This is a genomic window from Accumulibacter sp. (assembly GCF_029255125.1).
Taxonomy (GTDB): domain Bacteria; phylum Pseudomonadota; class Gammaproteobacteria; order Burkholderiales; family Rhodocyclaceae; genus Accumulibacter.
The window spans coordinates 219,655-233,784 of record NZ_JAPUVR010000085.1; the positions used below are offsets into that span (position 1 = coordinate 219,655).

General features: G+C 65.1%; 16 protein-coding genes. 8 read left to right on the forward strand and 8 right to left on the reverse strand.

Annotated features, from left to right (window positions below; genetic code table 11):
• The first annotated feature begins 2 nt into the window (after positions 1-2).
• The 3 genes from Q1L59_RS06630 to lipA are packed head-to-tail and all read left to right on the forward strand — an operon-like array spanning position 3 to position 1,962.
• Positions 3-299, forward strand: a complete 297-nt coding sequence (locus tag Q1L59_RS06630; protein WP_300329777.1) for a DUF493 domain-containing protein — start codon at positions 3-5, stop codon at positions 297-299.
• Positions 296-982, forward strand: a complete 687-nt coding sequence (gene lipB / locus Q1L59_RS06635) for a lipoyl(octanoyl) transferase LipB (protein WP_300329779.1) — start codon at positions 296-298, stop codon at positions 980-982. Before Q1L59_RS06630 ends, lipB begins: the two co-directional genes overlap by 4 nt.
• A complete protein-coding gene (lipA, locus tag Q1L59_RS06640; RefSeq protein ID WP_300329782.1) occupies positions 979-1,962 on the forward strand; it encodes a lipoyl synthase in 984 nt (327 codons plus the stop codon). Before lipB ends, lipA begins: the two co-directional genes overlap by 4 nt.
• A gap of 46 nt (positions 1,963-2,008) precedes the next feature.
• Here lipA and Q1L59_RS06645 read toward each other — a convergent pair whose 3' ends face one another.
• A complete protein-coding gene (locus Q1L59_RS06645; protein WP_300329785.1) occupies positions 2,009-2,527 on the reverse strand; it encodes a hypothetical protein in 519 nt (172 codons plus the stop codon).
• 141 nt (positions 2,528-2,668) lie between these two features.
• Between Q1L59_RS06645 and Q1L59_RS06650 the strand changes: the two genes are divergently transcribed.
• The gene (locus Q1L59_RS06650; RefSeq protein ID WP_300329787.1) at positions 2,669-3,361 is read left to right on the forward strand and encodes a DUF4197 domain-containing protein; all 693 of its coding nucleotides are present in this window, start codon (positions 2,669-2,671) and stop codon (positions 3,359-3,361) included.
• Entirely contained in the window at positions 3,358-3,993 is a 636-nt protein-coding gene (locus tag Q1L59_RS06655; protein ID WP_300329790.1) for a septal ring lytic transglycosylase RlpA family protein, read from the forward strand. The genes Q1L59_RS06650 and Q1L59_RS06655 overlap by 4 nt, the downstream gene beginning before the upstream one ends.
• A 15-nt stretch (positions 3,994-4,008) precedes the next feature.
• On the opposite strand, the gene Q1L59_RS06660 is transcribed toward Q1L59_RS06655, so the two are convergent.
• The gene (locus Q1L59_RS06660; protein ID WP_300329793.1) at positions 4,009-4,593 is read right to left on the reverse strand and encodes a redoxin domain-containing protein; all 585 of its coding nucleotides are present in this window, start codon (positions 4,591-4,593) and stop codon (positions 4,009-4,011) included.
• Positions 4,590-5,954, reverse strand: coding sequence for a cbb3-type cytochrome c oxidase subunit I (locus tag Q1L59_RS06665; protein WP_300329796.1), 1,365 nt, complete (start codon positions 5,952-5,954; stop codon positions 4,590-4,592). The genes Q1L59_RS06660 and Q1L59_RS06665 overlap by 4 nt, the downstream gene beginning before the upstream one ends.
• 238 nt (positions 5,955-6,192) lie before the next feature.
• On the opposite strand from Q1L59_RS06665, the gene Q1L59_RS06670 reads away from it, so the two are divergent.
• The 3 genes from Q1L59_RS06670 (at position 6,193) to dacB (ending at position 9,896) form a co-directional block, all read left to right on the forward strand.
• On the forward strand, positions 6,193-6,885 hold the full coding sequence (locus Q1L59_RS06670; protein ID WP_300329799.1) for a Crp/Fnr family transcriptional regulator: 693 nt from the start codon (positions 6,193-6,195) through the stop codon (positions 6,883-6,885).
• Positions 6,886-6,923: 38 nt separating this feature from the next.
• Entirely contained in the window at positions 6,924-8,402 is a 1,479-nt protein-coding gene (locus Q1L59_RS06675) for a CYTH and CHAD domain-containing protein (RefSeq protein ID WP_300329802.1), read from the forward strand.
• Between the two features lie 69 nt (positions 8,403-8,471).
• Positions 8,472-9,896, forward strand: a complete 1,425-nt coding sequence (dacB, locus tag Q1L59_RS06680; RefSeq protein WP_300329805.1) for a D-alanyl-D-alanine carboxypeptidase/D-alanyl-D-alanine-endopeptidase — start codon at positions 8,472-8,474, stop codon at positions 9,894-9,896.
• A 66-nt stretch (positions 9,897-9,962) separates the two neighbouring features.
• Here the strand turns inward: dacB and Q1L59_RS06685 are convergent, their stop codons facing one another.
• The 5 genes from Q1L59_RS06685 to Q1L59_RS06705 form a co-directional block, all read right to left on the reverse strand.
• Entirely contained in the window at positions 9,963-10,364 is a 402-nt protein-coding gene (locus Q1L59_RS06685) for a hypothetical protein (protein ID WP_300329808.1), read from the reverse strand.
• Positions 10,365-10,459: 95 nt separating this feature from the next.
• Positions 10,460-11,923 (reverse strand): 4-hydroxy-3-polyprenylbenzoate decarboxylase, encoded by a 1,464-nt coding sequence (gene ubiD, locus Q1L59_RS06690; RefSeq protein ID WP_300329811.1) that lies wholly within the window; start codon positions 11,921-11,923, stop codon positions 10,460-10,462.
• Positions 11,924-11,935: 12 nt separating this feature from the next.
• Positions 11,936-12,364 carry a cytochrome C gene (locus tag Q1L59_RS06695; RefSeq protein WP_300329813.1) on the reverse strand — a complete coding sequence of 143 codons (429 nt, stop codon included), beginning with the start codon at positions 12,362-12,364 and terminating at the stop codon, positions 11,936-11,938.
• Positions 12,364-13,260 (reverse strand): 4-hydroxybenzoate octaprenyltransferase, encoded by an 897-nt coding sequence (gene ubiA, locus Q1L59_RS06700; RefSeq protein WP_300329815.1) that lies wholly within the window; start codon positions 13,258-13,260, stop codon positions 12,364-12,366. The genes Q1L59_RS06695 and ubiA overlap by 1 nt, the downstream gene beginning before the upstream one ends.
• A gap of 32 nt (positions 13,261-13,292) precedes the next feature.
• Positions 13,293-14,048 (reverse strand): phosphatase PAP2 family protein, encoded by a 756-nt coding sequence (locus tag Q1L59_RS06705; protein WP_300329818.1) that lies wholly within the window; start codon positions 14,046-14,048, stop codon positions 13,293-13,295.
• Positions 14,049-14,130: the final 82 nt, after the last annotated feature.

Consider the following 14,130-nt stretch of genomic DNA (forward strand, 5'->3'; position numbering starts at 1 on the left):
CCGTGAACGGCGCAGGAGAAGCGCCGCCGGCGTCGCACCCGGCGGACGATCTCTTCGGCTTCCCCTGCGCATTTCCGCTGAAAATCATCGGGCGGGCCGACCCTGACCTGACCGCAGCGGTGCTTGCCGTGGTCCAGCGGCACGCACCCGACTTCTCCGGCGCAAGCATGCAGGTGCGCGCCTCGCGCGCCGGCAGTTATCTCAGCCTGACCTGTACGATCAACGCCGTCAGCCGGCAACAGCTCGACGCACTTTATCGGGAACTGTGCACGCATGCGCTGGTCAGGATGGTGCTATGAACGAAACGCCCGGCGCGCCCGGCGCTGACCGGGCGGCCTGGCCACCGGATCCCGCTGATGCCGCAGCGTGCCTCTTACGTATCCGGAATCTCGGCCGCTGCGAGTATCGGCAGACCTGGCAAGCCATGGTCGACTTCACGCTGGCACGGACGGCGGAAACCGACGACGAGATCTGGTGCTGCGAGCACCCACCGGTGTTCACCCTGGGACAAGCCGGGCGGCCGGAGCACCTGCTCGCCGACATCGGCATTCCGCTGGTGCGCACTGACCGCGGCGGGCAGATTACGTATCATGGGCCGGGCCAGGTGGTCATCTACTTGTTGCTCGACCTGAACCGACGACGTTTGAAAGTGCGCGAGGTGGTCACCCTGATCGAACAGTCGGTCATCGAATTCCTCGCCGGACACGGCATCGCGGCACAGCGCCGCACGGCCGCACCCGGCGTTTATGTCGGCAGCGCCAAGATCGCCGCGCTCGGCCTGCGCGTACGTCGAGCGTGCTGCTACCACGGACTGAGCCTCAATGTCGACATGGATCTGGCCCCGTTCGCGGCGATCAACCCCTGCGGCTATCCTGGCCTGCAGGTAACGCAGACCAGCGACCTTGGCCTGGCGCTGACTCCCCGGCAGGCGTCGGCAGCGCTCGTCGAGCAACTGGCAAGACAACTGGAGGGCCGCTCATGAACGAGCACGACAGAGACGATGCGACAGCGCCATTGAACGTGCGCATTGCCGGCAGCAAGCAGAAGGGGGAACTGAAGACGGCGCGCATTCCGCTACGCATCGTCGCGCAGCCACCGCAGCGAAAACCGGAATGGATTCGCGTCAAGGCGGGAAACGAGAGCGGCCGCTTCGGCGAGATCAAACGCCTGTTGCGTGACCACAAGCTGCACACGGTTTGCGAAGAGGCAGCCTGCCCGAACATCGGCGAGTGCTTTGGGCGCGGTACCGCGACCTTCATGATCCTCGGCGACATCTGCACGCGGCGCTGCCCGTTCTGCGATGTCGGCCACGGCAAGCCGCTACCACCCGACCCCGAGGAGCCGGCCAAGCTCGCCGCCAGCGTCGCCCGTCTGAAGTTGCGTTACGTCGTGATCACCAGCGTCGACCGCGACGATCTGCGCGACGGCGGCGCTCGCCATTTTGTCGAGGTACTCGCCGCCGTTCGCCGGGCCTCACCTGAAACGACGATCGAAACGCTCGTTCCCGACTTCCGTGGGCGCATGCCGCTTGCCCTGGAGGTACTCGGCGAGTCCTTGCCGGACATCCTGAATCACAATCTCGAAACGGTCCCGCGCCTCTACCGGCAAGCGCGTCCGGGCGCAGACTACGCGCACTCGCTGGCATTCCTGCGTGCTTTCAAGGCCCGCTATCCGCAGGTGCCGACCAAGTCCGGCCTGATGGTAGGACTCGGCGAGACCGACGAAGAAATCATCGAAGTCCTGCGCGACTTACGCGCCAATGCGGTCGACATGCTCACTATCGGACAGTATCTGGCGCCCTCGACCCACCACCTGCCAGTCGCTCGCTACGTCCATCCGACAACTTTCGACGCGTACGCAGAGCAAGCCCGCGCAATGGGTTTCAGTGCTGCTGCCTGCGGTCCGCTGGTGCGCTCAAGCTATTGGGCCGATGCGCAAGCCCACGACGCCGGGCTCACCTGAGCGTGGCGCACCGGGCGGGCCGGGCACGCCGCGCCACCTGACGGCATCAGTGGTAGCGAACGAAGCGCGCCGGGTAATGGGCGGTGGCCCAGGCGAGAAACAGATACTTGACCGTCTTGCCAACGCCGACCGCAAGCATGATGCCAGGCGTCGACACGTTGGCCAGCGCGCAGAAGAGCAAGGCCGGCGTCTGCGGCATCGGCGAGCCGGCGATCACCAGCATCGCGACAAGTCCCCAGCGCTGCAGCCATTCGCTGGCCATGCGCCAAGCCTCGCTGTGCACCAACTCGGGATAGCGGACCAGGATGAACTCCCAGCCCAGATACTGGAAGATTTCGACCAGTACGGCAGCGCCACAGCCGCTCGCCACGCCGCACCAGAGGCCGAGCGTGCGCCAACGCCTGGGCGCCAGGAGAACTGCCGGGATGAGGACGGCAACAAAGGGAAAGCTGAACGTAATGGTCGCCGCAAAAGCAATCACGCTCACCACGAGCGAGTAGTAGCGATGGCCGACGCTGCGCATCAGCAGACGGCGCAACCAGTCGGGCAGAACGTGCGTCCTCATGCGCGGCGGATCTGAGCGGGTTTGACGAGCGATCGGCGGCCCGCTGGTGGCCTTGAGGCTTGTACTTCGCGCCGCGCACAGGCTATCCTTGTCGGATTTTTGCGCTGATCGCCGGCAACCGACCATTGGGAGAGACTCATCATGCGACGCCTGCTACGAATTCTTGGCATTGTAAGCGCTTTGCTGATCGGTGGACACGCGTTCGCCGGCGGTCTCGGCGAACTGTCGGCGGGCGACGCCTCGTCCGGTCTGAAAGAGGCGCTGATACGCGGCGCGGACGTCGCCGTCAGCCAGCTGGGCAAGACCGACGGCTACATGGGCGACGCGCGCGTGCGCATCCCACTACCCGACTCGCTGCGCCCTGCCGAGAAAATGATGCGCCGTCTCGGGATGAAGAAACAAGCCGACGAGTTGATCGCGACGATGAATCGCGCGGCCGAGTCGGCGGTGGTCGAAGCCAAACCCATCCTTCTCGATGCGGTGCGCAACATGAGCTTCAGCGATGCGAAAGGAATCCTCACCGGAGGTGACGACGCAGCCACACAGTACTTCAAGCGCACGACTTCCGCGCCGATCGGCGAACGTTTCCTGCCGATCGTCAAACAGGCGACAGCCAAGGTCCAGTTGAGCGATCAATACAACCGCTACGCCGGCCAGGCAGCCAAGCTCGGCCTGCTTGACGACAAGGATGCAAACCTCGACAGCTACGTCACCCAGAAAGCGCTCGACGGCTTGTTCCTGATGATTGCGGAGCAGGAAAAGGCGATCCGCAAGGACCCGATCGGCACCGGATCAAAACTCCTGCAAAGCGTTTTCGGCGCGCTCGGCAAGTGAGCTACCCAGCGGTAGCGACACGCAGCCTGGCGACGACGCAGCGACGACCTCCGGCGAACAGCCCGCCAGCCGCCTCAGACAAGCTGCCGCCAAACAGCCGGCCGCCCGGGCCGTGCTCACCGATCGCCAAAGCCAGCCATGCACGCCAGCTCGTCGGGCTTCTTCTGACTGCACTCTTGCCCGGCTTTGCCGCTGCCGCCGACACCACCCCGCTGCTCGGCGCACTTGGCCAATGGCCAAGCACGCCGCCAATCGTATCCGGACGCGCGAGCTTCTACGGAGCGAGCTTCACCGGGCGAAAAACCGCTTCCGGCGAGCCCTTCCACCATGAAAGCATCTCCGCGGCGAGCAATCGCTTCCCGCTTGGAACGCTGGTCGCCGTCCGCCGCCAGACGTCGGCGCGCTGTATCGTCGTCAAGATCAACGACCGGATGGGCCATCGCACGCGCCTGATCGACCTGTCGCGCGAGGCAGCGGTACGCCTGGGGATGATCGAGGTCGGAGTGACCGAGGTCGACGTCGTTCCCCTGCCGAAGGCGCTGGTCGGGCACGAACACGCGTGCAAACTGGCCTTCAGCCCGCCAATACAGCTGCATGTCGAGAATCTGTCGCTCAGCGAAGAGAAACGCTGATCGAGCGAGCCAAGCTCATGGCGCCGACAGGCGGCGGAGAATCGGGTCGAGTGTCGCTTCGTCGAGACGTCCAAGGCGGAAGCTGTCGACCTGCCCGCTACGGTCGAGCACCAGCGTGTAGGGCAAGCCACGCAAATTCACTCCGGGTAGCGCAGTCGTTTCGCCCCCGGCTACGAGCACCGGATAGCTGACCGGTCGCGCATTGACGAAGCTGCGCAACTTGTCGGCTTCGTCCACGCCAATGCCGACAAACTGCACCCCCTGCCCGACATAGCGTTCGTGCAGACGGGAAAAGACGGGCATCTCCTCAACGCAAGGCGCGCACCAGCTCGCCCAGAAATTGATCACCAGCACCTTGCCCTGCCATTGCGCGAGCGGCTGCGACCGACCGTCAAGATCGGTCAAGCGCAGGCGGGAAACCGCCTGCGCGGTCGCCTGCGCGTCCTCGCGGGTGAGCGCGCGCGCGACCGCGCCAGCCGGCGGCAAGCCGTCACTCGCGCTGCGCGTGCCGGCGATCAGGCGGTAGCCGAGCAGCCCGACCGTCGCCAGCGTCACGATGCCGGCGGCCAGCGCCAGCCGGAATGCCGCCGAACGTGTCATGTGCGTTGGCGCCGGCTCATCGCGCGCAGACAGACGAGCACGAACATCAGGCCACCGATGACGGCAATCAGCCCGCCGAGGCCCATCATCCCCATGCCGATCTTCTGCGGCAAGCTGATCAGCATCTGTTCCGCACCGGCGACTTTGCGCTGCACGCCGTAGCCGCCCGACCACGCCAGACCGACAACGTGGATCAACTGTCCGGCGCCGTAGACATAAGGTTGCCAGAGTGCCAGCCGCCCGTCGGCACGGGCAAAACCGAGTTGCGGCAGTAGAACGTACGCCAATCCCATGAAGGCGAGAGTCACACCGACCGTCGATCCGTGGTAATGCGCCGGGATGACGACGTTCACTCCCTGAATCAGATAGCCAAGCACGCCGCCCAGGGCAAAAAGCACGAACGAGGCGACGAAAGCCGACTTCGCGGGAGCGGCCGGCACCTTGCGTACGCGCCAGAGCAGGAGCGCCGCGAGCACGATGAGCGGCGCCATGTACGGGTGTCCCCAGATCATCAGCCGGGCAAAGAGATCCATGTGCTCGTATGAACCTGCCGGAACGAACAGGTAAATTGCCGGAACGGCAAGCAGCGGCAACGCCGCCAAGCCAAAAAACACACTCAGCGCACGGCCCGAGACTGGCGAGGGCTGCCCGAGATGCGCCGCCATCCACAACCAGGCGACCACCATCAGCAAGCAGTGCTGAAACTGCAGGGTATGGCCGCCGCCCCAGAACAGCACCTCGAAGTAGACCGTCTCCTCGATCCGCGGCACCAGCGCCCACGACCAACAGAAAGCGGCCAGCGCCAGGAACGCGGCAAGCGCAGCAAGGAAGGCGCCCAGGCGCAAGGGCTCGCCCGCCCAGCGCAGCGGCCAGGTGGTGATCAGCGCACGCACCACCGTGAGCGCCAGACCAAGCCCAAAAAGCCACAATGACGCAAAGAACAGAGGCTGCTGGAGGACCGGAATGTAATTGTTGAGTACCGGCTCGGCACCGGGGAAGAACGGCGAAACCGACATCAGCGCCGTTCCCAGTGCGGCGAGTGCAAAACCGCTCCAGGCAAGCCAGGTCAGGCCACCACCACCAATCGCCGACCAGACGAGCGCCGCAAACGCCATGAACCAGACCGCTACCGAGAGATCGACATGCACGACCAGGGCGGCACGAAACAAGTCCTTCAGGGGAAAGACATCCTGGATTCCCGGCGTGCGGGAAAGGACCAGCAGGACGGCAAGCAGGCCCGAACCGATCAACGCGAGAACGCCGAGCCACATCCAGGCGCGCGCCAAGCTGATCGGCGCGCCGGCGCCGACCGTCACCGCCGAGGGCGTTGCCAACGACTCGTTAACCGCTTGCCCACCCATGGCCGCCTCGCGTCAGACAAAACCGGATAGTATAAGGCGGAGTGTGCCGCAACACCACCGAGGACTCAAGCTGCAATGGCGCGCGCCGAAAACCGGCAAAGGAGACACCGGTTGATTTGCTGATGTCAAGTCGGGCGCTGCATCCATGGTGCATGCGCCCGACTTGCCGCGCAGCGTGACAAATGCGAATATTATTGAGTTTCGACTTAGGTGGCGCCGACCCTTGCAAGCAAAGAACATGCACTGTTACCCACATAGCATCAACATTGAAGCGTTGCTGGCGCACGTGCCCCTGTTCAATGAGCTGGCCACCGAAGAGGTTGCGCGTCTCGCGCGAGGTACGCGCGAGGTGGCCGCCGGGCGAGGTGACATCCTGTTCCACAAGGGAGACATGCCCACCGGCTTTCACCTGATCGTCTACGGGCAAATGAAGCTCGCCTTCACTTCCCCGCAAGGCGGCGAGAAGGTGGTCGACATCCTTGGGCAAGGCCAGACCTTCGGTGAAGCGGTAATGTTCATGGACAAGCCGTATATGGTCTACGCCCAGGCCTTGTCCGATTCGCTGCTCCTGCACATTGCGAAAACGGCGATCCTCGATGAACTCGACACCGACCCCAAGCTCGGCCGCAAGATGATCGCCGGATTATCGCGCCGGCTGCATCACCTGATCACCGATGTCGAATCGTATTCGCTGCATTCCGGTCGCCAACGCATCATCGGCTACCTGCTGCGCGACCATCTGACGAACGGCGACAAGGTGATCACGGTCACCCTCCCGACCAACAAGGGAGTCATCGCCTCACGGCTCAACCTGACGCAGGAACACTTCTCGCGCATCTTGCACGAGTTGTCCGAGAAAGGGCTGATCGTCGTCGAAGGCCGGGTCATCCACATCCCGGACGTCGACAAACTGCGTTCCTACGACCGCTGACCTCTAGGCCCTCACCACCCCACAAGGAGACATTGAACATGGCATTGGAAACCGAGATCAAGCTCAGCCTGACGGCGAGCACTGCACGGCGACTACCGGCGCACGGTCTGCTCAGCGGGAGCAAGCCGTTGCAACAGAAGCTGGTCAACACCTACTACGACACTCCCGATCGCCGCCTGCAGCGCAAGCGACTGGCCGTTCGTTACCGACAGAAGGGCAGCGAATGGCTGCTCACCGTGAAGAGCGATGCGCCCTTGCCGGGTGGCCTTGCCCAACGACGCGAATGGGAGGTCGCGGGACAACCTGGAGAATTCGACTTTTCCCACGTCGACAGTCCGAAGTTGCGTCGCTTCCTGGAGGCGGCCCAGCCGGAACTCGTTCCCGTGTTCACCACCGACTTCACCCGATCCCTCTGGGTTCTTACGCCACAGGAAGGCACGCGCATCGAGCTGGCGCTCGATCGCGGCAAGATCGTCGCCGGTGATCGCCAGGCAGTAATCTGTGAGGTCGAGCTTGAACTGCTCGAAGGCAAAGTCGCCGATCTCTTTGTCATCGCCCTCGCCCTGCAAGCCGACCTGCCGATGCATCCGGAAAGCGCCAGCAAGGCCGAACGTGGTTACCGCCTGGCCGCCGACGAGCGCCTGCTGCCGTGCCGCGCAGCGAACGTCCAGCTTGAGATGGGCATGTCGAGCGTAGGAATTTTCCGCGCCACCGCATTCTCGTGTCTCGCCCAGTTGCAGGGCAACGAGCGCGGTGTGCTTGAAACCGACGCGCCCGAGTTCATCCATCAGGCACGCGTCGCCATCCGCCGGCTGCGTTCGGCGATCCGCCTTTGGCGTCCGCTGCTGCCGCCAGACTACGTCACTGACTTCGATCCACGCTGGCGGACGCTGGCCAATGCGATGGGCGATACCCGCAACTGGGACGTATTCATCACCGAGATCCTGCCTCCAATCAACCAGGCGTTTCCAGAGCACGCCGACCTGCAGCGCCTGACCGAACAGGCACGCCGTCAACTCGCCGGCTGTCGCCAGGCGGCGCAGAAAGCGATCGCCGCACCAGCCTATTCTCAGTTGTTGCTCTCCTTCACCGCCGCAACACTCGCCCTGCCCGAGAGCAAGAAGCCTCCGGTCTCGGCCTTTGTCCCCCGTTCGCTCAACAAGCGTGCCAAGCGTGTGGCCGAATTGGCCAACGAAACGAAGAATGGAACGCCAGAAGCGCGCCATGCGCTGCGCGTCGCACTCAAGCGCCTACGCTACGCGCTGGAGTTCTTCGCCCCGCTCTTCCCAGCTCGCCGCATGCAGCGCTACCACCAGAGCGCCGCCGGCCTGCTCGATTTGCTCGGCCGGATGAACGATAGCGCCGTGGCTGAACAGCTCGCCGAACAGGCCCTGCCTGGCCACCCGAGCGACCTGGTACGCGGCTGGCTGGCCGGACGCAACGACCTGATGCTCGGCCAGCTCGACGCGCTGCTCGGACAGTTCCTCAGCCACCCGCCGCCCTGGGAACATGCCTGAGCCGCGCCGTTCGAAGCCCAGCGCAGGTCGGCACGCCCAGCCGGCCAGCGCCGCGCGCCCAAACCGGCGGTGAACCGCGCCACCGCCTGGCGCGGGATCGTCGGACGGTGGGGTGTCGCGTGCGTGTTGCTTGCCTCGTTCGCCGGGTCGATCGCGCAGCCCGCCGAGCTCCCGGCAGCGGTCACCCAGGCGCTGAACGAGAGCGGAATCGCAGCTCGCTCGCTCGCTGTCGTCGTTCAATCGGTAGACGGTGGTGCGCCGCTGGTCAGCCACAATGCGCGCCAGCCGATGAACCCAGCCTCAGTAATGAAGCTGGTCACCACCTACGCCGGGCTCGAACTGCTCGGCCCCGCGTTCACCTGGCGCACCGAAGTGCTGAGCGATCGGACGCCGAACAGCGGAAGGCTCGACGGTCACGTCTACCTGCGCGGCAGTGGCGATCCCAGACTCGGCCTCGAACAGTTCTGGTTGCTGTTGCGGCAGCTGCGCGCGCGCGGCTTGAGCGAGATTGGCGGCGATCTGGTTCTCGACCGCAGCGCATTCGCGCCGGCATCACACAACCCCGGCGATTTCGACAACGAACCGCTGCGCCCGTACAACGCGGGGCCGGACGCCCTGCTCGTCAACCTGAAAAGCGTTCGCCTGAGCTTGCTGGCGGACGCGGCCAACAAGGCCGTCAAAGTCATCGTCGACACCCCAGCCGATGGCCTGCGCATCGAGAACCGCCTGAGCCTGGGGCGCGAGGCCTGTGGCGATTGGCGCGAGCAGATCAGACCGCAGGTGAGCGGCAGTACGCTTGAGCTGAACGGGGTCTTTCCCGCAGCCTGCGGCGAAAAGGCATTGCATCTCGCCCCCTGGCCGGCCAACGAGCAAGTCGAGTCACTTTTTCGCGCCTTGTGGCGCGAACTCGGTGGCAGTTTTGCCGGGCGTGTGCGCGAAGGCCGCACGCCAGCGACCGCCCACACCCTGGCCGTACACGAATCACCGCCGCTCGGCGAAGTCATCCGCGAGATCAACAAGTTCAGCAACAACGTGATGGCGCGCCAAGTGTTCCTGACGCTCGACGCGGATCGGCCGGCGACGGCCGACGGCGCCCGCCGCCGGATCAGCGCCTGGCTGCACGGAAAGGGGCTGCAAGCGCCGGATCTGGCGATCGAGAACGGGTCCGGGTTGTCGCGCAGCGAGCGCATCTCGGCCGACAGCCTGACGCAGATCCTGCGCGCGGCCTGGCAGAGCGCCGTGATGCCGGAGCTGATCTCGTCCTTACCGCTGGCCGGCGTCGATGGCACGCTGCGCAAGCGCCTCAACGACAGCTCGACGAGCGGCCGCGCGCACCTGAAAACGGGCTACCTCGAAGGTGTACGCGCCATCGCCGGCTATGCACTGGATAGCCGACAGCGACGCTGGATCGTCGTCTGCCTGATCAACGACCCGAAAGCGCGGCTCGGTAAGCCGGTGATCGACGCCTTGCTGAGCTGGCTATCCCGGCGCTAATCCGCCGCGCGAACGGGCTCGCCCCTGCTCGCCACTGCCATTCCGGGCGATCGCCCGAGTCCGCGTTCAGTCGCCGCCGACCGACCGCCCCTCACCCAGCGCCAGCCAGCCGCGAATCACGCGATACGCCACCCAAACGCCGAGAATGACGATCAGTACGAATGCCACAGGTATACCAATCAGCGTGAAGATCAACAGGTAATAGACCAGCAGCCACACCAGCGTAAACCAGAAGGTCCTGATCTGCCAGCGGAAATGGCTCTCCAGCCAGGTTCCGCGCACCTCGTCGCGCTTGACGTAGTTGAGGATGACGGCGAGCAGCGAGGGAACGCCGAAGACGAAAGCGCCGGCGACCGTCGCGGCACCGGTCACGCCGACGATCACAGCCAGCGCGTGCAGCCCGTAGATCACGTGGCACCAGGCGCGCGGACCGTCCATGTTGGCGGCCGGAATCAAATCCTGTCTCATTTCTCTTCTCCTGTAGCGAACCGGCTGGCCGCCGGGTCGAACGATGTCAAGTTTGATCGCTTGGACGTCATCGTCAGCCGTCCGCGGCGTAACCGCTAAAGCCCGAGGTCGCCCCACAGCGCGTCGACGCGCTCGCGGACGGCACGCTCCATGACGATCGGCTTGCCCCATTCGCGACGGGTCTCGCCCGGCCACTTGTTGGTTGCATCGATGCCCATCTTGCTGCCGAGACCGGCGACCGGGCTGGCGAAGTCGAGATAGTCGATCGGCGTGTTCTCCGCCAGCAGCGTGTCGCGTGCTGCGTCAACGCGTGTCGTCATCGCCCAGATGACTTCCTTCCAGTCGCGTACGTCCACATCGTCGTCGACGACGATGATGAACTTGGTGTACATGAACTGGCGCAGGAAGCTCCAGATGCCGAACATCACGCGTTTGGCATGGCCGGGGTACTGCTTCCTGATGCTCACCGCTGCCAGACGATACGAACACCCCTCCGGCGGCAGGTAGAAATCGACAATTTCCGGAAACTGCTTCTGCAGCAGCGGAACGAAGACCTCGTTCAGCGCGACGCCGAGCATCGCCGGCTCGTCCGGCGGTTTGCCGGTATAAGTGCTGTGATAGATCGCCTCGCGCCGCATACTCAGACGCTCGATGGTGAACACTGGAAAACGCGCCTGCTCGTTGTAGTAGCCAGTGTGATCGCCATAGGGTCCTTCGAGCGCGCTTTCGGCCGGGTCGATGTAGCCTTCGAGAACAATTTCGGCTGCAGCCGGCACCTGCAGATCGCACGTCAGGCACTTGACGACCTCGGTCCGGGCACCGCGCAGCAAGCCGGCGAACTGGTACTCCGAGAGGCTGTCCGGAATCGGCGTCACGGCGGCCAGGATGGTCGCCGGATCGGCGCCGAGCGCGACCGCCACCGGAAACGGCTGCCCTGGGCTGGCCGCACAGTGGTCGCGAAAATCGAGCGCCCCCCCGCGATGCGCCAGCCAGCGCATGATCACCTTGTTCTGCGCGATCACCTGCTGGCGGTAGATGCCCAGATTCTGGCGTGTCTTGTGCGGCCCGCGCGTCACCGTCAGGCCCCAGGTGATCAGCGGTGCCGCATCGCCGGGCCAGCAGAACTGGATCGGCAGGCGCGACAGATCGACTTCGCTGCCTTCCCAGACGATCTCCTGGCAGGCTGCCGACGAGCGCAGACGCGGTGCCATGTTGAGCACCTGCTTGAGCACCGGCAGCTTGTCCCAAGCGTCGCGCAAGCCTTTCGGCGGTTCGGGCTCCTTCAGGTAGGCGAGCAGCTTGCCCACCTCGCGCAAGGCGGCGACCGATTCCTGGCCCATGCCGAGCGCCACCCGGCGCGGCGTGCCGAAGAGGTTGCCGAGCACCGACATGCGGTGCCCACGCGGCCGCTCGAAAAGCAGCGCCGGCCCGCCGGCACGCAACACGCGGTCGCAAATCTCGGTCATCTCCAAGTGTGGGTCTACCTCGACGGCGATGCGCTTGAGTTCGCCAAGGCGTTCGAGTTGCCCGATGAAATCGCGCAGATCGTCGTACTTCATGCGGGCGCCGCCTCAACGGATGCGGTAGGCATGGTGGCAGGCAACGCAGGCGGCGGTCAGCGAGGGCAGCGCGGCGATCGCCTTGTCCCGTTCGCCGGCCGCGGCAAGACGCGCGAAGGCGCTCGCCGCCTGGTGTCCCTCGATCCCGATGGCGTGCATGGCGGGCGGCATGTGCGGGCCGGGGCGCGCCTCGAACGGTAAGGCGCGATGCTTGCCCATCGCTGACACGCCCAGTTCCTTTTCCGCCAGCACGCCGGCTTCGGCAAGTTTGCCGGTCGTCACCAGGTTGAGAATCTCGTTCACGGCCACCATGTTGGCGCGCATTTCCGCCCGCAGCGTCGCTTGCGCGGCGGCTGGCATGGCGGCCAATTGACGTGCATCCTCGGCCGCGCAAGCCAGCTCGGTGGCGAGCAACAGCAGACAGCAAACGGTGGCTTTCATCATGAAAATCCTTTCGCAAACAGATAATCGAGCGCAATACCGGCAAACACGCTGGCGCCCAGCCAGTTGTTGTGCAGGAAAGCCTTGAAGCAACGATCTGGCTCACGCGCCCGGATCAGGCGGTAATGGTAAACCGCGATGGCGGCAGCACCGAGTAGACCAAGGCCGAAGAATTGACCCAAACCCGCACGCTGTCCGACCAGACCGACGATGAGCAGCGCCAGCGCGTAACAGCACACCACGGCTGCGACATCGGCGCGTCCGAAGGTGATCGCGGAAGTGCGGATGCCGATTTTCAGATCGTCGGCGCGGTCGACCATGGCGTATTCGGTGTCGTAGGCAATCGCCCAGAAGACGTTGCCGAGCAGCAGCCACCAGGCTTCTGGCGGTACTCTGCCGAGTTGCGCCGCATACGCCAGCGGAATTCCGAAACCAAAGGCGATGCCCAGGTAGGCCTGCGGAACAGCAAGAAAGCGTTTGGTGAACGGATAGCTCACCGCCAGCGCGAGGGCTGCGGCGCACAGGCCGGCCATCAGCCAACTGCGCAGCGGCAGAACCAGCAGGGCGGCACAGCCGACCAGGCCGGCGAACAGCAGCAACGCTTCCCGCGGCGACACGCGCCCGGCGGCAAGTGGTCGGTGGCGCGTGCGCGCAACGTGCGGATCGAAGTCACGGTCGGCCAGGTCGTTGATCACACAGCCCGCCGAGCGCATGAGAACGGTGCCCAGGACGAAGATCGCGACGACCCGCCAGTCGGGTTGACCACGGGCGGCCAGCCACAAGCCCCACAAGGTCGGCCAGAGAAGCAGCAGGATGCCGATCGGCTTGTCGAGACGCATCAGGCGCCGGTAGAGATCGATCCGCTCGCGCCACTTCCCGCTCGCTGCTGCTGCCATGTCGTCCACGCGTCGGCAAGCCTGGGGGGCGTTCAGCCAGCCGCTGGCGCGATAGCCCCCGGCCCGCCAACCACCTTGCGGTAGAGCAGCAGACGGTAGAGGGCAAGGCAGATCAGCCAGTCGATCAGCCCGGTGGCAACGGTGTGCGAGAGAAAATGCGCCCCCTGAATCATCCGCCCAAATCCGATCAGCGAAGCAAACAGCAACACCGCCCAGAGCACCTGGCGCGCCAGCCGTGGCCGGTAGTCGCGCAGGAAGAAGAACAGCGCGAGCAGCGAAAAGCCGCTGGCCGCATGCCCGGCCGGCCAGCAGTGACCCACCGGCTGACCATCGGGCGCCGCGCCGCCGACATGCACGTAAGCGTAGCGACCGCCAAACTGCTCGAGATCCCAGGGACAGTGCACGCCAGTCAACTCCTTGAGCGGCGTGACGACCAGCGAGGCGCAGCCGATCGCGGCAACCAGATAGCCCAGTGGCCGGCGCCAGCGCCGCCACTGCCCACGCGTCCAGGTCAACAGCCAGGCAAGCACCAGGAGCACGCCGAAGCCGATGATGGCTTGCTTGAGAAAGTCGTGCATGACCGTCTCGACGAGCCACACGTGGCGGCCGACAAAACCGACCCCCGGCTGGTAGAACCAGCTTTCGACCAGAAAATCGATCGGCGCCGTGTCGATCAGGACCAAGGCCGCCAGCAGCAATGCCGGGACGAGCGCGAGCCACGGCGACAACTCGTCCGGCGCGTCGGGATGCGCCATCCCGGATGGGATCGAGGCTGCGGCGTGGGGCATCGGTGGCGTGCTTCCTTTGATCTGGGCGGCGAAGGCCAGCGCGCGATGGCTGACCCTGACTGGCGGGCGCCACTATACTACA